General features: G+C 72.7%; 18 protein-coding genes and 1 pseudogene. 5 read left to right on the forward strand and 14 right to left on the reverse strand.

Annotated elements, in window-relative coordinates:
* Nucleotides 1-3: 3 nt before the first annotated feature.
* The 3 genes from GVL03_RS11700 to GVL03_RS11710 form a co-directional block, all read right to left on the reverse strand.
* On the reverse strand, nt 4-576 hold the full coding sequence (locus GVL03_RS11700; RefSeq protein ID WP_159501180.1) for a DNA-3-methyladenine glycosylase I: 573 nt from the start codon (nt 574-576) through the stop codon (nt 4-6).
* A 166-nt stretch (nt 577-742) separates the two neighbouring features.
* A complete protein-coding gene (locus GVL03_RS11705; protein ID WP_159501181.1) occupies nt 743-2,851 on the reverse strand; it encodes an acyl-CoA dehydrogenase in 2,109 nt (702 codons plus the stop codon).
* 169 nt (nt 2,852-3,020) lie between these two features.
* Nucleotides 3,021-4,820, reverse strand: coding sequence for a glycoside hydrolase family 3 protein (locus tag GVL03_RS11710; RefSeq protein ID WP_159501182.1), 1,800 nt, complete (start codon nt 4,818-4,820; stop codon nt 3,021-3,023).
* Nucleotides 4,821-5,132: 312 nt separating this feature from the next.
* On the opposite strand from GVL03_RS11710, the gene GVL03_RS11715 reads away from it, so the two are divergent.
* The 5 genes from GVL03_RS11715 (at nt 5,133) to GVL03_RS11735 (ending at nt 9,933) form a co-directional block, all read left to right on the forward strand.
* Complete coding sequence (locus GVL03_RS11715; protein WP_159501183.1) at nt 5,133-6,386, forward strand: TetR/AcrR family transcriptional regulator; 1,254 nt, start codon at nt 5,133-5,135, stop codon at nt 6,384-6,386.
* Nucleotides 6,387-6,479: 93 nt separating this feature from the next.
* Nucleotides 6,480-7,403, forward strand: coding sequence for an ABC transporter ATP-binding protein (locus GVL03_RS11720; protein WP_159501184.1), 924 nt, complete (start codon nt 6,480-6,482; stop codon nt 7,401-7,403).
* 2 nt (nt 7,404-7,405) lie between these two features.
* Nucleotides 7,406-8,161: an ABC transporter permease gene (locus GVL03_RS11725; RefSeq protein ID WP_159501185.1), complete on the forward strand. Its 756-nt coding sequence runs from the start codon at nt 7,406-7,408 to the stop codon at nt 8,159-8,161.
* A gap of 9 nt (nt 8,162-8,170) precedes the next feature.
* A complete protein-coding gene (locus tag GVL03_RS11730; RefSeq protein WP_235038140.1) occupies nt 8,171-9,280 on the forward strand; it encodes a sensor histidine kinase in 1,110 nt (369 codons plus the stop codon).
* The gene (locus GVL03_RS11735) at nt 9,274-9,933 is read left to right on the forward strand and encodes a response regulator transcription factor (protein ID WP_159501186.1); all 660 of its coding nucleotides are present in this window, start codon (nt 9,274-9,276) and stop codon (nt 9,931-9,933) included. Before GVL03_RS11730 ends, GVL03_RS11735 begins: the two co-directional genes overlap by 7 nt.
* Nucleotides 9,934-10,131: 198 nt before the next feature.
* On the opposite strand, the gene eda is transcribed toward GVL03_RS11735, so the two are convergent.
* The 11 genes and pseudogenes from eda to GVL03_RS11785 form a co-directional block, all read right to left on the reverse strand.
* Nucleotides 10,132-10,752, reverse strand: coding sequence for a bifunctional 4-hydroxy-2-oxoglutarate aldolase/2-dehydro-3-deoxy-phosphogluconate aldolase (gene eda, locus GVL03_RS11740; protein WP_159501187.1), 621 nt, complete (start codon nt 10,750-10,752; stop codon nt 10,132-10,134).
* A complete protein-coding gene (locus GVL03_RS11745; RefSeq protein WP_159501188.1) occupies nt 10,739-12,181 on the reverse strand; it encodes a mannitol dehydrogenase family protein in 1,443 nt (480 codons plus the stop codon). Before GVL03_RS11745 ends, eda begins: the two co-directional genes overlap by 14 nt.
* A complete protein-coding gene (locus tag GVL03_RS11750; RefSeq protein ID WP_159501189.1) occupies nt 12,169-13,101 on the reverse strand; it encodes a PfkB family carbohydrate kinase in 933 nt (310 codons plus the stop codon). Before GVL03_RS11750 ends, GVL03_RS11745 begins: the two co-directional genes overlap by 13 nt.
* A gap of 2 nt (nt 13,102-13,103) precedes the next feature.
* Nucleotides 13,104-14,312: a D-mannonate dehydratase ManD gene (manD, locus tag GVL03_RS11755; protein ID WP_159501190.1), complete on the reverse strand. Its 1,209-nt coding sequence runs from the start codon at nt 14,310-14,312 to the stop codon at nt 13,104-13,106.
* The gene (locus tag GVL03_RS11760) at nt 14,309-15,343 is read right to left on the reverse strand and encodes an L-idonate 5-dehydrogenase (protein WP_159501191.1); all 1,035 of its coding nucleotides are present in this window, start codon (nt 15,341-15,343) and stop codon (nt 14,309-14,311) included. The genes manD and GVL03_RS11760 overlap by 4 nt, the downstream gene beginning before the upstream one ends.
* Nucleotides 15,340-16,722, reverse strand: coding sequence for an MFS transporter (locus GVL03_RS11765; protein WP_159501192.1), 1,383 nt, complete (start codon nt 16,720-16,722; stop codon nt 15,340-15,342). The genes GVL03_RS11760 and GVL03_RS11765 overlap by 4 nt, the downstream gene beginning before the upstream one ends.
* A 125-nt stretch (nt 16,723-16,847) precedes the next feature.
* Entirely contained in the window at nt 16,848-17,552 is a 705-nt protein-coding gene (locus GVL03_RS11770) for a GntR family transcriptional regulator (protein ID WP_159501193.1), read from the reverse strand.
* Nucleotides 17,553-17,613: 61 nt separating this feature from the next.
* Complete coding sequence (gene recQ, locus GVL03_RS11775; RefSeq protein WP_159501194.1) at nt 17,614-19,638, reverse strand: DNA helicase RecQ; 2,025 nt, start codon at nt 19,636-19,638, stop codon at nt 17,614-17,616.
* A gap of 206 nt (nt 19,639-19,844) precedes the next feature.
* The gene (locus GVL03_RS11780) at nt 19,845-20,381 is read right to left on the reverse strand and encodes a DUF1697 domain-containing protein (RefSeq protein WP_159501195.1); all 537 of its coding nucleotides are present in this window, start codon (nt 20,379-20,381) and stop codon (nt 19,845-19,847) included.
* Nucleotides 20,382-20,437: 56 nt separating this feature from the next.
* Nucleotides 20,438-20,542, reverse strand: a pseudogene (locus GVL03_RS22330) (sugar phosphate isomerase/epimerase); the annotation flags it as partial.
* Nucleotides 20,543-20,550: 8 nt separating this feature from the next.
* A complete protein-coding gene (locus GVL03_RS11785; RefSeq protein WP_159501196.1) occupies nt 20,551-21,639 on the reverse strand; it encodes a Gfo/Idh/MocA family protein in 1,089 nt (362 codons plus the stop codon).
* Nucleotides 21,640-21,646 lie beyond the last annotated feature (7 nt).

Below are 21,646 nucleotides of genomic sequence, written 5' to 3' on the forward strand. Positions count from 1 at the left end.
GCGTCAGGCGGCGCGCCAGCACGCGACGACGTGGTCGTCGACCATGCCCGCGGACTGCATGAGCGCGTACATCGTGGTGGGCCCGACGAAGCGGAACCCGCGCCGGCGGAGCTCCTTGCTCAGCGCGACCGACCCGGGGGTCGTGGCGGGCACGTCGGCGAAGTCCCGCGGGCGCGGGCCGCCCGCGGGCGGCGCGAACGACCACATCAGCGCGTCGAGCTCCCCCGGTGCCAGCTCGCGCACGAGCCGGGCGTTGCCGATCACGGCGTCGATCTTGGCGCGGTTGCGCACGATGCCCGCATCCGACATCAGCCGTGCCACATCGGCGGGGCCGAACTCCGCGACGGCGTCGGGGTCGAAGTCCGAGAAGACCTCGCGGAAGCGGGGACGCTTGCGGAGGATGGTGATCCAGCTGAGCCCCGCCTGGAAACCCTCGAGGCTCATCTTCTCGAAGAGGGCCCGGTCGCCGTGCAGCGGACGCCCCCACTCCTCGTCGTGATACCGGAGGTACTCGGGGTCGGCCCCCACCCACGCGCAGCGCGCACGCTCGTCGAGTCCCCTCAGCACGTCGCTCATCCTGTCACCGTATCCCGCGACGCCCGTGCGCCGCCTCGATGCACAACGGCGGGGATTCCTCGACACGCGCCGTCACCCCGGCCCGATCGCCGGAGTGTTCCACACGATCCCCGCCGTCGTGTCGCCGGGGCGGGTGCGCCGGGGCGCGGTCCGGGACGGGAGGGTCCTACTTCTTCTTCCTGAGGGACTTCTCCGAGACGGGGGCGTCGCCGGACGCCTGGAGCGCCTGCGCGTAGGCGTGGGCCTCGTCCTGCCGAGCCTGCTCGGCGCCCGAGGCGATGGGGGCGCGCACGTGCTCGGGCGCGAAGCCCCACGCGTCCACCAGATCCTGGGCGTGCGGGCGCAGGCGCGCGGACAGCCGGCCGATGTACCGCGAGACGGCACCCGCCCGCTGCGTCGAGAGGCGGCCGTTCACCAGGTACCACGCGAGGTGCCGCTCGATCAACGAGAGACCGAACAGGTCGCGCAGCCAGGTGAGGACCTGCAGCGTGCCATCGTCGCTGATGCGGTGGATGGCGTCCGTGAAGGCCTCCCACTGCAGCAGCTCGCCGTGCGCACGGGCGGCCTCGATCAGGTCGGACTGGTTCTCGTTGAACAGCGCCGCGGCCTCGGCCGCGTTCAGCCTGCCCGCCGGGCGCAGCCGCCCCGCCACATCGGCCACCATCTGGTGCACCCGGTCGGTCAGCAGGTCGTGCTGCTGGTCCTCGCGGAGTCCGAGCTCGACCGAGCGGGCCGTCGAGCCGAGGTCGGTCACGGACTGCCCGAGGCGGCGCAGCCCCGCCGTGTGAAACACCTTTCCCGCCGTCTGCCCGACGGCATAGCGGGCGAGGGCGGCCGCATCCTTCGTCTTGAACTGCTTCGCGTAGTCGGCGAGCAGACGCTTGCCGACCAGCTGCAGCAGCACGTTGTTGTCGCCCTCGAACGTGACGTACACGTCGAGGTCGTGGTGGAGTCCGACCAGACGGTTCTCGGCGAGGAAGCCCGCGCCGCCGCACGCCTCGCGGCACTCCTGGATCGTGTCGAGCGCGTTCCACGTGCTGAGGGGCTTGAGGGCCGCCGCGAGGGTCTCGAGATCCTCGCGGTCCTGCGAGGTGTCGTTGCGGCCGGAGAAGACGGCGTCGAACTTCTTCAGGAACTCGTCGTGCGCGAAGGCCTGCGCGTAGACCGTCGCGAGCCGCGGCAGGAGCCGACGCTGGTGCCGGCCGTAGTCGAGCAGCACGATCTCGGGCGTGCCCGCCCCGGAATCGAACTGCCGGCGCTGGTTCGCATAGGTCGTCGCGATGTGGAGCGCGAGCGCGGCGCCGGTGGTCGCCGCGCCGTCCAGCGAGATGCGGCCCTGCACGAGGGCGCCGAGCATCGTGAAGAATCGGCGGCCGGGGCTCGGGATCTCGCTCGAGTACGAGCCGTCGGGGGCCACGTCGCCGTACCGGTTGAGCAGGTTCTCGCGCGGGACACGCACGTGGTCGAAGTGCAGCCGGCCGTTGTCGATGCCGTTCAGGCCGCCCTTCACCCCGTCGTCCTCGCCTCCGATGCCGGGCAGGAACGCGCCGTCCTCGTCGCGGATCGGCACGAAGAAGCAGTGCACACCGTAGTTGACGCCGCCGGTGATCAGCTGCGCGAACACCGTCGCCGCGCGCCCGTGGAGTGCCGCATTGCCGAGGTAGTCCTTCCACGCTCCGCGGAAGGGCGTGTGGATGACGAACTCCTCGGTCTCCGGGTCGTAGGTCGCGGTCGTGCCGATCGCGGCGACGTCCGACCCGTGCCCGGTCTCGGTCATCGCGAAGGCGCCCGGGAGGGCCAGGGTGGCGGCGTCCTTCAGCCACCTGTCGTGGTGCTTCTTCGTGCCCAGCTGCTGGATGGCGGCGCCGAACAGGCCCCACTGCACGCCGGCCTTGATCTGGAGGCTCGGATCGGCCAGCACCAGCTCCTCGAAGCCGGCGATGTTCGCGCCGTTGTCGCCGTTGCCGCCGTACTCCTTCGGGTAGGCGCGCGCGGCCGCTCCCTTCTCGACGATGAGATGCAGCTGGCCGAGCACCCGCTCGCGCTGCTCGGCCACCGACTGCCCCTCGATGCGCCAGAACGCCGGGTCCTTGATCATCTCGCGGGCCTCGCGGCGGGTGCTCCCCCACGTGCCCAGGAGCAGGTCGGTGACCTCGGACACGTGGATGCGCGGCTCGGACGCCTCGGCGGCGGAGTGAGCGGCGGTCGGGGCGCCGCCGGCGGGCGTGCGCGGGCTGGTGGCGGGCTTCTTGGTGCGGACGACGGCGTCAGCCATGGCATCACCCTTCGGTGGGAGGGACACGGGAGGTCAGTGTCGACCGTAGAAGTCCCACAAGCGATGACCAAGCCGGTTGGACAGGATGCACAACGCGGTCCCGGATCGTCGCGTCCTCGGCTTGTGCGGTCCCCACATCGACCGGCCGGCTCGATGCGGGGACCGGACGCTACAGCGAGAGACCGTGCCCGAACCGGAACAACGGGTCGGCGGTGTCGAACGGCACGTCGGGACGCGACGCCTCGACGGCGGCCATCGACCGGGGGACGTCGAAGGGCAGCCGCCCCGTCGCCGAGGCGGTGCCCGTGAGCACATCGAGCAACGCGGCCGCGCTCGCTCCCCAGCCCGCCGTCACCGCCGCGGCCGCCTCCACCACCGGGCCGAGGATCGCGGGGCGGTCCAGGAACACGTCGACGACCGTCGGCACGGATGCGGCGACCTCGGCGACATGCGCGACGAGCTCGGCCGGGAAGTCGAGCGAGCCGGCGTGGAAGAAGCTCTCGAACGTCGACCCGCGCTCCTCGTACGGCGCCTGCAGGCGGAGGATCGCGATGTCCGCCTGCTCCGGAGACCCGACGACCTCGCCGTACGGAGCGGCGGCCTCCGCGTCGATCCCCTCGACGTACAGCTTCACGCCGCGGGCGAACGGCAGCGCCGGGCCGCCGGCGTCCGTGGTCGTGTTGCTGAGCACCGCGATCGACGCGCGCTGCGCCGCGTCGCCGGCCGCGCGGAACTCGGGCGCCCCGACGATGCGGTCGGCGGCCTCCGCGTCGACGAACGGGTCCTCGAAGAGCCCCAGCACGAACTTCTCGCGCAGCAGCCGCCGGACCGACACGTCGAGGCGCTCCTCGGCGATCTCGCCGGAGCGCACCAGGTCGATCAGCACGTCGGTGCAGTGCTCGCCGCCGAGCTGGTCGGCACCCGCGTCGAGGATCTTCTTCACGCGCTCGTGCCGCGTGAGTCCCTCGACGCCCCACGCCCGGGCCGGGAACGGCTGGCCGAAGATCTCGCCGTCGGTGACCAGGCCCCAGTCGGTGCAGACGATGCCGTCGAAGCCGAAGCGCTCGCGCAGGAGCCCCGTCAGCACCGATCGGTTGAACCCGAATCCGACCTCCTCGTACGCGGTCCCGACGGGCATGCCGTAGTAGGGCATGATCTGGCTCGCGCCGGCCTCGAACGCCCGGGCGAACGGCTTCAGGTGCAATTCGAACGCGTCGCCCGGGTACACCTGCTCCCGCCCGTAGGGGAAGTGCGGGTCCTCGCCGTCCTTCTGCGGCCCGCCGCCCGGGAAGTGCTTGACCATCGTGGCGACGGAGCGCGGTCCGAGCTCGTCGCCCTGGAACCCGCGGATGTAGGCCGCGCCGAGCTCGCCCGCCAGATCGGGGTCCTCCCCGAAGGTCTGCAGCGCCCGCGCCCATCGTGGCTCCGTCGCGAGATCGACCTGCGGATGCAGGGCGACGCGGATGCCGACGGCCGTGTACTCGCGCCGGGCGATGTCGCCGAAGGCGCGCACGAGCTCGGGATCGCGGGTCGCGGCGAGACCGAGCGGCTCGGGCCACTGCGAGAAGGGACCCGCCATGATCGCTGCGCCGGGGTTCTCGCTGAACGAGTGCCGCGGATCGGTCGAGATCGTCACGGGGATGCCGAGGCGGGTGGACGCGGCGAGCTCCTGCAGCCGGTTGTGCCACCGTGCGATGGCGCCGGCGGTCGGCGCGGCCCCCAGCAGGTTGAAGTGCGACATGTGCTTGCCGTTGACGAACTCGTCGGTGGAGGGCAGGTCGAAGGTGGCGTCGGCGCCCGCCAGCTCGCCGCCCGGCCCCATGGTGATCATCGTCTGGAAGAGCAGGCCCGCCTTCTCCTCGACGGTCATCTCGTTCAGCAGCAGCTCGACGCGCTCGGCGGTGGGCAGGCTCGCGTCGAGCCAGGGCCGCTCGGCCTGAGCCGTCGCGGCGGTTGCGGTGTCGGTCATGTCACTTCACTCCCTTGATGCGATAGACGAGCACGGCGCCGGCGAGGGCGACCAGGGCTCCGAACAGATACCGGCTGTGAAGCCGCGGGTGCCGACCAGCGCCTCGCTCGCGCCGGGTGACAGCTCCGTCATGACATGTCCCTTCACATCAGACGCCTTCGATGCGTCGGCTGTGACACTGCGTCGACTGCACCATACACCGGAAATCGACCGGCTGGTAACTATTTTCCGACCGATTGGTAACATCAATCGGACACGGGGGCGTTCCGGCGCGCAGCGGGCTAGCCTCGTCGGGAAGGATGCGGGGTGCACATGACGACCCACGCCGTGGCCGCACGCAGCGCGCGAGGCACGCGCCGACGCGCGCAGATCCTGGACGCGGCGGTGCCCCTGCTCGTCGATCCCGGCTACCGGGCGACGTCGTTGCGCGACATCGCCGCCGCGGCCGGCATCACGCACCCGGGCCTGCTGCGGCACTTCCGCGCGAAGGACGAGATCCTCCTGGCGATCGTGGAGCGCTACGAGGAGGCCAACGCGCGGTGGGCGCGGGAGCACCTGCGGGCCGAGGACGGGCTCGACTTCTCCCGCATCGCCCGCCGGAACGCCGCTCTGCCCGGGTATCTCGAGGTGTTCTCCGCGCTGGCGGGCGAGGCGACGTCTGCCCGCCACCCCGCCCACGAGCACATGCGCGAGCGGTACCGGGGCATCCGGTCGACCTTCGAGGAGGAGTTCGCGAGAGCGCAGGCCACGGACGCGGTCGGCGCCGACCGCGACGCGTTCGGCGAAGGCGTCCGACTCGCGAGCGCCTGGGACGGCCTCCAGCTGCTCGAGCTGTACGCCCCCGACCTCGTGGACACCGCGACAGCCCTCGCCCGGCACCGCGAGCTGATCCGCCGTCCCCGGGCCGCGGGCGAGCCGCGAGCCGCGCGGGACGAGGTCGCCCGCGGGATCCCGCCGCTGCGGCCTCCCGCCGACGAGGTCCCGCCGGGATACGCGGTCGGACGGGCCCGGCGTGAGCGCATCCTGAACGACGCGCGGGCGCTCTTCGCATCAGAGGGATATGCCGACACGAGCATGCGCACGATCGCCGAGCGCGTGGGAGTGTCGAAGTCCTCCCTCTTCCACCACTTCGCGTCGAAGGAGGACCTGCTGCGCGCGATGCTCGTCGCCCGTGACGCCGAGATCGCTCGTCGCGCGACACGGAGCCCCGTCTCCTCCGCCGCCGCGATGCTGCATGACCTGCCGATCGGAGCGGCGGACAACGCGGCCGAGGCGCCGGGGCTCATCGAGGTCTACTGCGTGCTCTCGAGCGAGGCCGTGGCCGCGCGGCATCCCGCGCACGACTACTTCGCCGAACGCGTCCGGGGATCGCTGGAGACCTTCACCGCCCTGTTCCGGGCGGCTGCCGACGAAGGGGCGCTCCCCGCGCATCGCGATCCTGCGCACGAAGCGGCGTGGTTGGTCGCGCTCTGGGACGGCCTGCAGATCCAGTGGCTGTACGACCGTGACGGGATCGACGTCTCCGCGCAGCTGCGCTCCCACCTGGACGACGTGCTGCCGCGCTGACGGTCGCCTCGGCGCGGACGCATGACATCCGTCACGGCGACATCGTGACAGCACCCTCCTGCGGCAGGCCCGGCGCTCGGCGAGGATCGACGCATGGACGAAGAGAGACAGTCCCCGGCGATCGAGCTGGAGCACGTGGTGCGCCGTTTCGGGACCGGGACGGGCGCGGTCCGGGCCGTCGACGATGTCAGCCTGCGGATCGCGCCGGGCGAGATCGTCGCGCTTCTCGGGCCCAACGGAGCGGGCAAGACCTCCACGATCGACGCGCTCCTCGGACTCACCGCGCCCGACGCCGGGCACGTCCGGGTGCTCGGGATGCCGCCGCGAAAGGCGGTCGACCGGGGGCTTCTGGCCGCGGTGCTGCAGACCGGCGGACTGCTGGGCGACCTGACGGTGCGCGAGACCGTGACCGTCATCGCGGCCCTCCACCACGCCGGCAGCCGGGTGGACGACGTCCTCGAGCGCACCGACCTCGCCGGGATCGCTCGCCGACGCGTGGGCAGGTGCTCCGGCGGCGAGAGACAGCGGGTGAAGTTCGCGCTGGCGCTGCTGCCCGATCCCGACGTGCTCGTGCTGGACGAGCCGACCGCCGGCATGGACGTCACCGCACGCCGGAGGTTCTGGGACGTCATGCGCGCCGACGCCGACGCGGGGCGCACGATCGTGTTCGCGACGCACTACCTGGAGGAGGCCGAGCAGTTCGCCCGGCGGACGGTGCTGATGAGCCGGGGACGCATCGTCGCAGACGCCGACACGGCCAGCCTGCGCGCGTCCTGGGGAGGCCGCACCGTCTCGGCGACGCTTCCCCCGGGCAGCGCCCGCGCCGCCGACGACCTGGTCCGCGAGCTCCGCGAGGAAGGCCGGGCGTCCGACCTCGACGTGTCGGGGGGTCGCCTCACCGTGCGCTCGAGCGCATCCGACGCCGTGGCCGCCCGGCTGCTGGCGGCGGGCGCCACCGACCTGGAGATCACGGCCCCCACGCTCGAGTCCGCATTCACGACGCTCACGGAGGACTGATCGTGCTCTTCTCGGCCACGTTCTACCGCATCGAGGCGATCCGCCAGCTGCGCAACCCCTATACGCTCGCGTTCACGCTCGCCATGCCCGTGGCGATGTACCTGCTCTTCGGCGCCAGCGCGGACTACGCCTCGCTCGAGGTCGGGCACGGCAACGTCTCGTTCTACGTCATGGTGTCGATGGCCGCGTTCGGAACGGCGACGGCGATGAGCTCGCTGTGCTCGCTGGCGGCGTCCGAGGCCGGCCAGGGGTGGGGCCGGCAGCTCGCCCTGACGCCCCTGCCGGTGACCGGGTACGCGATCACCAAGGTGCTCACGGCGCTCTCCTTCGCCTCCCTGTCGGTGGCCGCGGTGTTCGCCGCGGGACTCGCCACCGGCGCCCGCGCGGACGACGGATGGCGATGGCTCGCGGCGGCGGCGATCGCCCTGGCCCTGGGCACCGTGTACGGCCTGTTCGGGCTGGGGACGGGACTCGCGTTCAACTCGGACTCGGCGGCGGCGCTCGCATCCATCTCGATCACCTTCTTCGGCTTCTTCGGGAACGTGTTCGTCCCGCTCGACGGCGTCATGCTCGAGATCGCGAAGTACACGCCGATGTACGGCTATGTCGCCCTGGTGCGCTGGCCGCTCACGGACGGCGCGCTGCTCGCGGGCGGCTCCGACCCGCTGTGGGCCGTGCTGCTGAACGTGCTCGCGTGGACGGTCGTGTTCGCGCTGCTCGTCCGCCTGGGGGTCCTCCGCTCCCGGCGACGTCGTTAGGCTCTGACCGTGACCGCTGCGCAGGTGCGACGCCCCGCCACCGACGCGGTGCCGCACGACAAGGGACCGTGGGAGCGATACGGCTGGCTGATGGCCGTCGTGTGGATGGTCTTCCTCGTCTACCCGGTCCTCGCACTGGCGTCCAGCTCCGCGCCGTTGGCATGGCGAGCGCTGGGATGGGCAGCGACAGCCGCGTTCGGCGTGCTCTACGCGACCGGCTTCGTCATCGGGATGCGGGCGGGCTGGGGCACGCCGCCGCGCATCGTCGTCGTGATCTTCTGGACACTCGTCCTCTGCGCGGTCGCGACGTCTCCGGCGATCGGCACGCAGGCGCTGAGCTTCGTCCCGTTCGTCATGTCCTACGCGTCATACGGCCTGCGCGGCGTCTGGCACTGGGCGACGACGGTCCTCGGCGTCGCGCTCGTCGGCGCGGTGATCGTCCTGACCGGCCGGCTGGAAGGACATCTGCAGCTGCTGGTGATCGTCGCGCTGCTCGCCGTCGCGAACTCGACCAACGTCTGGCTGATCGGTCGTTCGGTCGCCGCCGACGCGCTGCGCGTCGAGCTGGCCACGAGCGAGGAACGGGAGTCGGTGGCACGCGACGTGCACGATCTGCTCGGACACTCGCTGACCGTGATCAAGCTCAAGGCGGAGCTGGCGGCGCAGCTGGTGCACCGCGACCCCGATCGCGCGAAGGCGGAGCTCGACGAGGTCGCGCGGCTCGCCGCCGAGGCCATCGTCGGGGTGCGCAGCACGGTCACCGAGATGCGCACGCCCGTGCTCGCCGATCAGCTCGCGGTGAGCCGCTCCGCGCTCGAGGCGGCGGGCGTCGAGGTGGAGGTGCGCGGCGACCCGGCGGCGATCTCACCCGCCCAGGCGCTTCCCACCGGGTGGATCGTGCGCGAGGCGACGACGAACGTGCTGCGGCACTCGCGCGCGCGACACGTGCGTATCGAGGTCGCTCCGGGAAGCCTCGCGATCGAGGACGACGGGGTGGGGGTGAGCGGCGACGCCGGCAACGGGATGCGGGGCATGGCCGAGCGGGCGCACGCGGCGGGGGCGTCGCTGCGCGTCGACGCCGTCCCCGCCGGAGGAACGCGGGTGAGCGTGAGATGGTGAACCGTCAGGACCCGCCGGGCGCGAGCGCGGAGGAGGCGCCGGGCGGCGCCATCCGCCTTCTGCTCGCCGACGATCAGGCGCTCGTCCGCGGCGCTCTCGGCGCCCTCCTCGAGATGGATGGCGACATCGTCGTGGTCGGCGAGGCCTCCGATGGAGCGGAGGCCACCGCCGAGGCCGCCCGGCTGCGACCGGACGTCTGCCTGATGGACATCCAGATGCCGGGCGTCGACGGCATCGCGGCGACGCGGACCGTGCGGGAGGCGAGCCCGTCCACCCGGGTGCTGATCGTGACGACCTTCGCCCGGGCCGGCTATCTGCGCGGCGCGCTCGACGCGGGAGCGAGCGGCTTCGTCGTCAAGGATGCGCCTCCCGCCCGGCTCGCCGAGGCCGTCCGGAGCGTGCACGCCGGCCGACGGGTGGTCGACCCGACGCTCGCCGAGGCGGCGCTGTTCGACGGTTCCAACCCGCTCACCGAGCGCGAGCAGCAGGTGCTGCGGCTGTCGTCGGACGGGCGGACCGCGGGGCGGATCGCGGCCGAGGTCTTCCTCTCACCCGGCACCGTGCGCAACCTCCTGTCGGCGGCCATCGGCAAGACCGGAGGCGTCAACCGCACCCAGGCCGCGCGCATAGCGCAGGACAAGGGCTGGATCTGAGGTGCAGCTCCCGGCTCACCTGACTTCTTCACCCCAGGGAGCGCCTCCTGGACCGCCGAGACGAGGGTAATCGGCCCAGGCGAGGGCTTTCGGAGGGGAATCGTCCTCGTCCCGGCCGATTCCCCTCACCTGCGGCGAAAGGGTCACGGGCACGTTCCGACCCCCGGGATCCTGCGGACCGACCCCCGCACAGACGTCTCAGAGCAGCGCGGCGGCCTCGGCGGCGAGGCGGGCGACCGCGCCCCAGTCCCCGCCGTCCACCTCGGCGGCCGGGGTGAGCCAGCTCCCCCCGACGCAGACGACGTTCGGCAGCGCGAGGAATTCCGGTGCGTTCGCCGCCGTCACGCCGCCGGTGGGACAGAAACGCACCTGGGGCAGCGGGCCCGCGAGCGATCTGAGCAGCGGCACGCCGCCGCTCGCGACGGCCGGGAACAGCTTCTGCACGACGTGGCCGCGTTCCCACGCAGCGAGGGACTCGCTCACTGTGGCGACGCCCGGGATCGCCGGCACCCCCGATGCCTCGAGGGCGTCGAGGATCCGCGGCGTCGCGCCGGGGCTGACGAGGAAGCGCGCCCCCGCGTCCACCGCGTCCTCCGCATCCTCGGGGCGCAGCACCGTGCCCGCCCCGAGGAGGATCTCGGGCACCTCGGCGGCGATCGCGCGGATGGCGTCGAGCGCCGCGGAGGTGCGCAGCGTCAGCTCCACGATGCGCACGCCCCCGGCCACCAGCGCCCGCGCCAACGACACGGCCTCGGCCGCGTCGTCGATGACGACGACGGGGATCACCGGGGACACGGCCACGATCTCACTGCTGTCCACGCAACTCCTCCTTCACGCCGGACACCCCGGCTCGTTCGATGACCCTCGACCAGCCGCGCAGGAGATCCGCGACGACGGCGTCGGCGGCGAGGTCGGGGGCGATCAGCTCCAGCACCCGCAGACCGCCCTCCCCCGGCGCCGCTCCGGAGGCGGCCGCGGTCACCTCGTCCCGGCGCGGATCGTCGACGGTCGCGGGGTCGGCGCGCCGGAGGTACGCGGCCCAGGCGGCGACGGCGAGCGCGGCCGCGCGAGGCTCCCTGCCGCGGGCACGCGCCGCGCGGATCGTCGCACCGATGCGCGGGCCGATCTTCTGCGAGCCGTCGGCGCCGACCTTGGCCACGGTGTGCCCGAGATGCGGATTGCCGAACCGCTCGATCACCGCATCCCGGTACTCGTCCCCGTGCATCCCGGCGGGAAGCTCGAGGGAGGGGAGCACGTCGTCGTCGACCAGGCGACGGATCGCGGTCCGCCACTCCGGCACGGCGACGGCCTGGGCGACGGTCACCGCGCCGGACAGCAGTCCCAGATAGGCCAGCAGCGAGTGGCTCGCGTTGAGGATGCGGAGCTTCGCGCCCTCCCACGGCGCGACGTCGGCGACGAACTGCGCACCGGCCCGCTCCCACGCGGGGCGCTCCGCGGCGAAGTCGTCGGCGATCACCCATTGCAGGTACGGCTCGGCGACGACCGCGGCGTCGTCGCCGAGTCCCAGCCGCCGGGCGACCGCCTCCCGGTCGGCATCCGTCGTCGCCGGCACCATGCGGTCGACCATCGTGTCCGGGAAGCGGATGCTGCGCGACAGGGCCGACGACAGACGCGAGCCGGCGGCGCCCCCGAGCGCGTCGGCGAACGATGCGAGCGCGCGTGCGAGCAGGCGGCCGTTCCCCGGCAGGTTGTCGCACGACAGGACGGTGAGCGGGGCGCCGTCGCGGGCGGCGATGCCGGCCGCCAGCTGCCCGATCGCCGTCGAGCGCGCGCCCGCGAGATCGGCGCGCACGGCGGGCGAGGCCACGTCGAGATCGCCGTCGCCGCCGAGGTGATACCCCTTCTCGGTGATCGTCAGCGTGACGACACGGGTCTCGGGCGAGGCGATCGCGGCCGCCACCTCGTCCGGCGCGCCCTGTGCGGCCACGGCCCGCACCACCGACGCGACGACCTCGGTGACGGTCGACGCGGCGCTGCGCGAGGTGACCGTGAAGAGGCCGTCCTGGGGACCGAGCTGCTCGGGCACGGTCGCCGAGCGCTGCGACACGCCCACGATGCCCCAGCGGTCGTCTCCGGTCGCCGACATGGCGGCATCGGTGAGCACGGCGGTGTGCGCCCGCGCGAACGCGCCGATCCCGAGGTGCACGATGCCCGCACGCACGCGCCCCGCATGGACCGGCAGGACCAGACCGCGGCGCGCGGCGGAGGCGATGCTCAACCGTTCCATGCCGCCGCCGTCCGCGCGTGCGCGTCGACCTCGTCGAGCGCGGCGACACGGTCCGCGCCGCCGCGCACCGACACCGCCAAGGATGCCGCGGCCGCCGCGCGCACCGCCGCCCGGCCGACCTCGTCGCCCCTGGCGATGCGCGCGACGAACGTGCCGAGGAACGCGTCGCCCGCTCCCGTCTGGTCGACGACGGCCGGAGCCGGGATCGACGCGATGCGATGCGCATCGGCGCCGACGCGCAGGAGCACGCCGTCGGCCCCGCAGGTCACGACGACGATCTCGGCGCCGGCCTCGCGCAGACGCGCCGCCGCCGCATCCGCCGTCGCCGCCCCCAGCAGCTCACGGGTCTCGAGCGGATGGGAGGGGGTGACCAGCCAGATATCGGGGAGGAGCTCGTCGAGCAGCCCGGCGGCCGCCGCCGTGGTGGTGAGGCGTGGACGGAGGTTCGGGTCGTAGGCGAAGCGTGCCGCATGGCGCGCGGCGGTCGTCAGCGCCGCACGCGCGGACGCCGATATCGCCCCCGAGATGCCGCTGGCCACGACGACGCCGGCGGCGGCGATCTGATCGAGCGGAAGGTCCCCCGGCGACAATGTCGAGCCGACGCTGCCGCCGCGCGCGTAGGCGAACTGCCGCTCCCCGCTCGGATCGCCGTGCACCAGATAGACGCCCTGCTGCCCTGGGCGGCGCACGAGCAGCACATCCGAGACGCCCAGCGCGCGGACCCGCTCCGCGATGGCGTCGCCGATCTCGTCGTCGGGCAGCACCGCCACCAGCGCCGTGCGTGCGCCCGCCGCCGCGGCCGCCGCGGCGACGTTCAGGGCATCGCCGGACACCCCGAGGCGGGCGGGGACGCCGTGGGCGAAAGGCCGGTCGGTGGCGAGCTCGACGAGCACCTCGCCGATCGCGATGACGTCGAACATGGTCACCAGTCGTGGACGGAGCCGTCGAGCCGGCGGTTGACCGGCAGGTACTTCGGGTCGTACGGGAAGCGCTTGGCCGCCTCCTCGTCGAAGGACACTCCGATCCCCGGGAGGTCGCCCGGATGCATGTAGCCGTCGCGGAAGGAGTATCCGACGGTGAACACCTCCTCGGCCGCGGCCAGGTGGCCCATGTACTCCTGGATGCCGAAGTTCGGGATGCTGAGGTCGACGTGCAGCGCCGCCGCGAGAGAGACCGGCGACAGGTCTCCGGCGCCGTGCGAGCCCGACCGCACGCCGTACAGCTCCGCGAGGGAGAACACACGTCGCAGGTGCGTGATGCCGCCGGTGTGCGACACCGAGGTGCGGATGTAGTCGATCAGGCGCTCGGTGATCAGCTGCTGCGCGTCCCAGATCGAGTTGAAGACCTCGCCCACCGCGAGCGGGGTGGTCGTGTGCTGCCGGATCAGCCGGAACGCGGACTGGTCCTCGGCCGGCGTCGGGTCCTCGATCCAGAACGGCCGGTACGGCTCGAGCGCCGCCCCCACGCGCGCCGCCTCGATCGGGGAGAGCCGGTGGTGCATGTCGTGGAGCAGATGCACGCCGTATCCGAACCGGTCGCGCACGTGCTCGAACAGCCGGGGCGCGAAGTCGAGGTACGCACTCGTCTCCCAGCGGTCCTCCTGCGGCCGGGCGCCGGACGCCGGCTCGTAGACGGGGGAGGCGCCGGCGATGCCGTACGTGGCGTCCAGGCCCGGGATGGCGGACTGCACGCGGATCGCCTTGTACCCCTGGGCGAGGTGGCGCTCGACGTCGGCGTCCAGCCCGTCGAGGTCGCCGCCGCTCGCGTGCCCGTAGACCATGACCCCGTCGCGGGCCGCACCCCCGAGCAGCTGATAGACCGGAAGTCCGGCGGCCTTGCCCTTGATGTCCCAGAGGGCGACGTCGACGGCGGCGATCGCCGTCATCGTGACGGGGCCGCGACGCCAGTACGCGCCGCGATAGAGGTACTGCCAGGTGTCCTCGATGCGGTGCGCGTCGCGACCGATCAGCAGGGGCACGACGTGATCGCTCAGATACGACGCGACCGCGAGCTCGCGACCGTTCAGCGTCGCATCGCCGTACCCGACCAGGCCGTCGTCGGTCTCGACGACCAGGGTGACGTAGTTGCGGCCGGGTGCGCTGACGATGACGCGGGCGTCGGTGATCTTCACGGGGTCTCCTCGGACGGGGTGCTGATGGCGAGCATGACCTTTCCGCTGCCGGCGGCGGCGGCGCGGAAGGCCTCCTCGGCGCGGTCGAGGTCGAAGCGGTGCGTGATGACGGGGGTCACGTCGAGCCCCCCGCCGAGGGCGGCGACCGCATCCGTGATCTCGTCGACGAAGCGGTAGCTCCCCGCCCAGGTGATCTCGCGGGTGACGAGGTCGCCGATCACGGCCGGGGCCGGGGTGCCGGGGAGGTTCCCCACCTGAACGAGAACGCCGCCGCGCGAGGTCGCGCGCAGCACCGCACCGAGGGCGGCGGGGGCGCCGGACGCCTCGAACACCAGGTCGTGCTCGGGCAGGGGCGTGCCGGACGACACGTCGACGACCCGATCGGCGCCCATCCGCCGCGCGATGCCGAGCGCTGCCGGGGCGATGTCCGCCGACGTGATGCGCCCGGCCCCCGCGTGACGGAGCGCCGCCACCGTCAGCGAGCCGATCGCCCCGGCACCGTTGACCAGCACGTCGCGGCCGCGCACATCGCCGGCTCGCACCACGGCATGCATCGCCACCGCGAGGGGCTCCGACAGAGCGCCGCGCAACGTGTCGAGCCCGGCGGGGAGCAGACGCAGCTGCTCGACGCGGGCCGTCACCCGTTCCCGGAAGCCCCCGTCGGTGTGCGGGTGGAAGGCGGCGGATCCGAAGTAGCGCACCCGATCGTGCAGGTTCTCACGCCCGGCGAGCCGCACGGGCAGGGTCGAGTCCGGCTCGACCGTCGCCGGGTGCACGGTGGCCCTGCGTCCGATCAGGGCGGGATCGCCGCCGGCTCCCACCGCCGACACGGTCCCGGCGATCTCGTGCCCGAGCACGAGGGGATCGACCAGCACCGCCGTCCCGGACGCCCCGTGCCTCCAGTAGGAGAGGTCCGACCCGCAGATGCCGCCCCACTCCACGCGCACCTCGACCTCGCCGGGGCCCGGCTCCGTCGCGGCCACGTCGTCGACGCGGAGATCGCCTGCCGTGTGCACCCTGAGGGCCCTCATACGGCATCCTGGAGCTGCACGAGGTCGCGGCCACGGACTTCCGGCATGATCCACGCCGAGACGAAGGTCACAGCCGAGTAGCCGATGATCATGGCCGCCAACGGCCACCAGTGCCCGGTCAGCGCGGTGAAGGTGGCGGCGAGCACCGGACCGATCGCGGTCGTGAGTATCCCGCCGACCTCCTTCGCCAGAGCGAGCTGGGTGAACCGGGTGCGCGACCCGAAGATCTCCGCCATCGTCACGCTCTCCAGCGAGAACAGCGACAGCACGCCGACGTTCAGCGCGACGACGATCCCGACGATCGTCAGCACCTCGTCGCCGCTGGAGACCATGATCAGCAGGGGCACGGCGAGCACGGCGGTCAGCGCCGTCGCGATCAGGTAGATCGGCCGTCGGCCGAAGCGGTCGCCCAGGAGACCGACCACGGGGACCGTGACGAAGCCGACGATCGACCCGATCATGATCGCGGTCGGCCCGACGGCCGCCGCGGCGGCGACGATCCCGCCGATGTACGCGAGGATGTACGTCTGCACGAGCCCCGAGTTCCCGGCCTGCCCGAACCTCAGCCCCAGCGCCAGGAAGAAGGCCCTGCCCTTGCGCTGGTGCAGCGCCGCCTCGATCGTGCTCTGGGCGGCGCCGGTGGCGCTCTCGGCCTCGGCGCGCAGCTCGGTCCGGCTGACGGCGACGCCGTTCTGCACGTCGGGCCGCTGCTCGAAGACGGGACTCTCCTTCAGGGAGAAGCGGATCCACAGGGCCAGGATCAGCAGGACGAAGCTGAGGAGGAACGGCAGACGCCATCCCCATTCCAGCAGCTGCTCGCGCGGCATGACCACCGCCAGCAGCGCCCAGATGCCGGAGGCCGCGAGCGTGCCCGAGTTGGTTCCGAGCGACACGAGCGAGGCGATGACGCCACGGCGCCGCGGCGGGGCGTACTCGGCGAGCATCACCGTCGCGCCGGCGATCTCGGCGCCGGCGCCGAAGCCCTGCGCAAGCCGCAGGACCACCAGCAGGACCGGTGCCCAGATGCCGATCATCGCGTAGGTGGGGAGGACCCCGATGAGCGTCGTCGAGACGCCCATGAGCGCGATCGTGAGGAAGAGCACCCTCTTCCGCCCGATCCGGTCGCCCATCCGCCCGAAGTAGACGGCACCGACGAGCCGTGCGACGTATCCGACGCCGTAGATGCCCATCGCGGCGATGATGCCGATGGCCGGGTGGACGTCGGGGAAGAAGAGCTCGTTGAACACGAGCGCGGTGGCCAGCGAGTAGAGCTGGAAGTCCATGAACTCCATCGCGGTGCCGAGCCATCCCGACACCGCGGCCTTGCCGAGCTCTTTCGTACTGCGCGTCCCTCGGTCCAGTGATGTATCCGTGGCCATCCGATGCCCCTTCGCTCGAGATGCAGCGGGCCGACGACCTCATCGACTGTGACCGCTCGACTGAAATGGAACCACTGAAATTTCAGTTTGTCAATCGAATGATCCCCCTCCCGTCCTGCCCCGAGCTAGCCGAGCGAGGTCGTGACGGCGCGCACCGGCGCGGGCTGCGCCCCGTCGACGAAGTAGTCGGGGTGCTCGGCACGGATGGCGCCGATGTCGCGGAAAACCGCGCGCAGATGGTGCCGCAGGGCGTCGAGTCCCGAGTCGTCGTCGGCGCTCAGACCGTCGGCGATCCTCGTGTGCTCCTCCAGCAGCCGCTCGAGCACCGCGGGCAGCGGAAGGCTCAGCGTGCGGGCCCGATCCATGTGCACCTTCGCCGCGCTCACCTGCGCCCACGCCGCCTCCCTGCCCGACACGGACATCAGCGTCCGGTGGAACTCGTCGTCCAGCGCCAGGAACTCGTGCGTGTCGCCCGCGACGACGGCGTCGCGCTGAGCGCGCAGGATCTCATCGATCACGACCCGCTGCCCCGCCTCGACCCGGCCCGCTGCTTCGCGGTACGAGGCCGTCTCGATCGCCTCACGGACGAACTGCGACGTCGAGACGCGCTCCAGGCTGATCCGGGTCACGAACGTGCCCATGCGCGGGTAGACGCGCACGAGTCCCTCGTCTCCGAGCCGGATGATCGCCTCACGCACCGGAGTACGGCTCACGCCCAGCTCGGCGGCGATCGACTTCTCGTCCAGCGGCGCCCCGGGACGCAGCTCCGACGCCACGATTCGCTCCCGCAGCACCCGCTGCACCGTGTCTCTCGCCGTCGCCTCGCTCATGCACCCGCCTCACATCCATTGTGACCCACCGCGGCGGCGGCGCCGCGTGCCCGCGGCGGCCTCAGCCCGCGGCGATCACCTCGAGCACGGCCTCGCCGTAGGCGTCCTTCTTCTTCGCGCCGATGCCGCTGATGCCGTCGAGGTCGGAGAGGGAGGCAGGCCGATGCTCCGCGAGCGCGCGGAGCGTGGCATCGCCGAACACGATGTACGCCGGCACCCCCTGCTCGCGGGCGGTCTGCGCCCGCCATTCGCGCAGCGCCTCGAAGAGCCCGCGATCGTCCTCGGAGAGCGTGTCGGACGCCGCCGCCCGCCGCGCGCGCGGAACGCTGCCGGTGCGGCCCATGGTGTCGCGCCGCAGCGGCACCGGCTCGTCTCCACGCAGGACGCCCGCCGCCGCCTCGCCGAGGGCGAGCGTGCCGTAGTCGCCGCGGGCGACGAGGATGCCCCGGGCGAGCAGCTGCCGCACGACGCTGCGCCAGTCCTGGTCGCTGAGGTCGGCGCCGATGCCGTAGGTCGCGAGCTCGTTGTGCCGCTGCTGCCGGATGCGCTCGGTGTCGGCACCGCGCAGGATGTCGATGATCTGCCCGGCGCCGAACGACTGGCCCCGCTCGCGCTGCAGGCGCACGACCGTCGAGAGCAGCTTCTGGGCGGGCACGAGCCCGTCGAACGTCTCGGGCGGCGTGAGGCAGGTGTCGCAGTTGCCGCAGGGCCCGGACTGCTGCCCGAAGTATCCGAGCAGGTTCTGGCGACGGCATCCGACCGTCTCGCAGAGGGCGAGCATCGCGTCGAGATGCTGGCCGAGCCGCATCTTGAAGGTGCGGTCGCCCGGGCTCTGGTCGATCATCCGGCGCTGCTGCACGACGTCGCCGAGCCCGTACGCCATCCAGACGACCGAGGGGTCGCCGTCGCGGCCGGCGCGACCGGTCTCCTGGTAGTACCCCTCGACCGACTTCGGCAGATCGATGTGCGCGACGAACCGCACGTCGGGCTTGTCGATCCCCATGCCGAAGGCGATCGTCGCGACCATCACGACGCCGTCGTCGCGGAGGAACCGCGACTGGTTGCGGGCACGCGTCTCGCTCGGCAGGCCCGCGTGGTACGGCAGGGCGTCGAAGCCCTGCGTGCGCAGGTACTCGGCCGTCTGCTCGACGCTCTTGCGGCTGAGCGCGTAGACGATCCCGGCCGAGCCCTCGGGCTGCGAGCGGATGAAGCCCGCCAGCTGCCGCCGCGGATCGACCTTGGGATCGATGCGGTACTGGATGTTCGGGCGGTCGAAGCTCGCCACGAAGTGCCGCGCCCCGTCGAGCCGCAGGCGCTCGGTGATCTCCTCATGGGTGGCGCGGGTCGCCGTGGCGGTCAGCGCCATCCGCGGCACGCCCGGGAACTGCTCGCCGAGTCCGCCGAGCGCCAGGTAGTCGGGCCGGAAGTCGTGGCCCCACTGGGACACGCAATGGGCCTCGTCGATCGCGATGACGCTGAGCCGCCCCCGCGCGAGCAGGGCCGCGGTCGCCGGGAGGTTCAGCCGCTCGGGAGCGACGTAGAGCAGGTCGAGCTCACCCGCGACATAGGCGCGTTCGACGGCGCTGCGCTCCCCCGGCGTCTGCGTGGAGTTGAGATACGCGGCCCGCACGCCGTTGGCGATGAGCGCCTCGACCTGGTCGTGCATGAGCGCGATCAGAGGGCTGACGACGAGGCCGGTGCCCGGGCGCACGAGCGCGGGCACCTGGTAGGTCACGCTCTTGCCGCCGCCGGTGGGCATCAGCACGATCGCATCGCCTCCGCCGACGACCTGCGCGACGATGTCTGCCTGCTCGCCGCGGAACGCGTCGTACCCGTAGACCTCCTTCAGCACGACCAGCGGGTCGGCGCCGGTGAAGTCCCGCCGGGGCGCGGCGGCCGGACCCGAGGGCAGCGCCTCGGCGTCGGCCGGCGGGAGCCATCCGTCGTCGGGCGGCGCGTCGAACGACGGCACGTCGAACGGCGGGGGAGCGTCGTCGAAGAGCGGGGGCTCCTCGTCGTAGGCGGGCGGCGCCCAGTCGTCGAGCGGGACGTCGCCGTACGGGGAGTCGTTCGGCGCGCGCGTCATCCGTCCAGCGTAATCGGGACGCCCGACGTTCTCGGCGCGCCGTGGAGAGCGGCTCGGCCAGACTCCCCGTGTCTCACCTGTGCACTCCCCGGCGCCTCCGGACCTGCACAACCGAGACACCCAGCGCTACGGGGCGCTCCGTCGGACGGGGCCGACCGATGTCCTTGCGGGAGGACGCGGAGGTCCTCTCCCGGATGCGGCCTTCGTCAGCACCAGCGCTCGGCGAGGCCCGTCACGACGTTGAGGTTGCGGCTGGTCGCGACTCCCAGCAGCTTCGCCGCACGAAGAGGGTCGACGGTGCCGTGCTGGTATCCGGGAGCGAGGAGGGCGTGCGCGGCGCGATCGCGCACGACCATCTCGCCGGCGGGCCCCGAGGTCGCCTCGACCCGCGCGGCGACCTCGGCCGGCAGCTCGTCCTTCAGCAGGTACACGTAGTGCCGGGAAAGACCCGGCCGGGAGGCCGAGAGCTCGCGCGCCGACGCCGCGAGCGCGGCGAACTCCGACGCCTCGAAGACGATCGCCGGCACCTCGAACCCCCGGTCGGAGCGGAACTCCCGCTCCAGCGCCCGCTCGATCCGGTCGCGCGACCGCATCCGGCTGCCGAACCGGATGTTGCCGGTGTTGAGATGGGTCGTGACGTCCTCGAAGCCCGCGGCCTCGACCGCGCGCCGGATGTCGTCCTTCGGGAACACCCGCTTCGCGCCCAGGTTGATCGCGCGCAGGAACGCGAGGTAGGTCGGCATAGGCCCTATTGTGCTCCGCCGATCGCGTCCGGGCCATCGGCTGCGACCCGCTCACCCGCCGCGGCCTCCAGACCGTCATGCCCCCGCCCCGCCGCCGACCGCGCCACCTCCTCGAACGGAGGATCAGCCCACTGCCCCGTGAACAAAGTCACCGGATGCATCGTCTCGGTCAGGTGAGCGCCCTCCAGCCGCCGCCTTCGGCGGCATCCATCACGGCCTCGGTCACCCGCGCGGCGCGCAGGCCGTCCTCGAACCGCGGCAGCCCCTCCGGCTCGGCGCCCGCGACAGCCGCGTACACGTCGGCGACGAAGCCGTTGAAAGCATCCTGGTACCCCTGCGCGTGCCCCGCCGGGGTCATCACGAGCCGAGCCGCGTCGGGTGCGAGGTACGCGGGATCGCGCGGCACGATCGTCGTGCCCGCACGCCGGCCGACCCACAGCGTCTCGGGCTGCTCCTGGTCGAAGGCGACGGATGCCTCCTGCCCCGCCAGTTCGATGTGCAGGCGGTTCTTCCTCCCCGGCGCGGTCTGCGAGACCAGCAGAGTGCCGATCCCGCCGCCGCGCAGCTCCACGATCACGGCCGCCGCGTCCTCCGTCGTCACCGCCCGGTGCTCCGCACGGTCGGCGAAGAAGGTGCGCGTCCGCGCGGCGACCGCCGCGACGCGGTCGCCCGACACGAACTCGAGGAGGTCGACCAGGTGCGACCCGATGTCGGCGAAGGCCCGCGAGCGCCCGCCGGTCGTCGCATCCACCCGCCAGTCGTCGTCGTCCGAGGCCACGAGCCAGTCCTGCAGGTACGAGCCCTTGACCGTCAGCAGACGCCCCGTCTCGCCCGCCCGCACGCGCGCCCTCGCCTCGCGCACGAGCGGGTGGTAGCGATACACGAACGGCACCGCCGCGACGCGTCCGGCCGCAGCCGCGACGAGCCGTTCGGCATCGGCGACGGTCGTCGCGAGGGGCTTCTCGCACACCACGTGCGCGCCGGCCGCGAGCGCGGCCAGCGCCTGCGCGGCGTGCAGTGCGTTGGGGGTCGCCACGTGGACGATGTCGACGGCGCCGGCGCCGAGCATCTGCTCGAGCGAGTCGTAGGAGCGCTCGATGCCGAGCGCGGTCGCGGCTGCCGCTCCGCGCTCGGGGGATGAGGCGACGACGCCCGTCAGACGTGCCCCCGCGGCGCGCGCCGCACGGGAGTGGACGGTGCCCATGAAGCCGCCGCCGAGGATCCCGACGCGGGGCGCGGCGGCACGGCGCTCAGCCATGGGCGCC

Origin of the sequence: Microbacterium sp. 18062 (assembly GCF_902706225.1) — a bacterium.
Taxonomy (GTDB): domain Bacteria; phylum Actinomycetota; class Actinomycetes; order Actinomycetales; family Microbacteriaceae; genus Microbacterium.

Coding starts and splice junctions, on each gene's coding strand:
- recQ (WP_159501194.1), bottom strand. CDS start 19,638: ATGACGCGCGCGCCGAACGACTCCCCGTACGGCGACGTCCCGCTCGAC.
- GVL03_RS11780 (WP_159501195.1), bottom strand. CDS start 20,381: ATGCCGACCTACCTCGCGTTCCTGCGCGCGATCAACCTGGGCGCGAAG.
- GVL03_RS11710 (WP_159501182.1), bottom strand. CDS start 4,820: ATGACCGACACCGCAACCGCCGCGACGGCTCAGGCCGAGCGGCCCTGG.
- GVL03_RS11745 (WP_159501188.1), bottom strand. CDS start 12,181: ATGGAACGGTTGAGCATCGCCTCCGCCGCGCGCCGCGGTCTGGTCCTG.
- GVL03_RS11785 (WP_159501196.1), bottom strand. CDS start 21,639: ATGGCTGAGCGCCGTGCCGCCGCGCCCCGCGTCGGGATCCTCGGCGGC.
- GVL03_RS11770 (WP_159501193.1), bottom strand. CDS start 17,552: ATGAGCGAGGCGACGGCGAGAGACACGGTGCAGCGGGTGCTGCGGGAG.
- GVL03_RS11705 (WP_159501181.1), bottom strand. CDS start 2,851: ATGGCTGACGCCGTCGTCCGCACCAAGAAGCCCGCCACCAGCCCGCGC.
- GVL03_RS11720 (WP_159501184.1), top strand. CDS start 6,480: ATGGACGAAGAGAGACAGTCCCCGGCGATCGAGCTGGAGCACGTGGTG.
- GVL03_RS11700 (WP_159501180.1), bottom strand. CDS start 576: ATGAGCGACGTGCTGAGGGGACTCGACGAGCGTGCGCGCTGCGCGTGG.
- GVL03_RS11760 (WP_159501191.1), bottom strand. CDS start 15,343: ATGAGGGCCCTCAGGGTGCACACGGCAGGCGATCTCCGCGTCGACGAC.
- GVL03_RS11735 (WP_159501186.1), top strand. CDS start 9,274: ATGGTGAACCGTCAGGACCCGCCGGGCGCGAGCGCGGAGGAGGCGCCG.
- GVL03_RS11750 (WP_159501189.1), bottom strand. CDS start 13,101: ATGTTCGACGTCATCGCGATCGGCGAGGTGCTCGTCGAGCTCGCCACC.
- GVL03_RS11715 (WP_159501183.1), top strand. CDS start 5,133: ATGACGACCCACGCCGTGGCCGCACGCAGCGCGCGAGGCACGCGCCGA.
- GVL03_RS11765 (WP_159501192.1), bottom strand. CDS start 16,722: ATGGCCACGGATACATCACTGGACCGAGGGACGCGCAGTACGAAAGAG.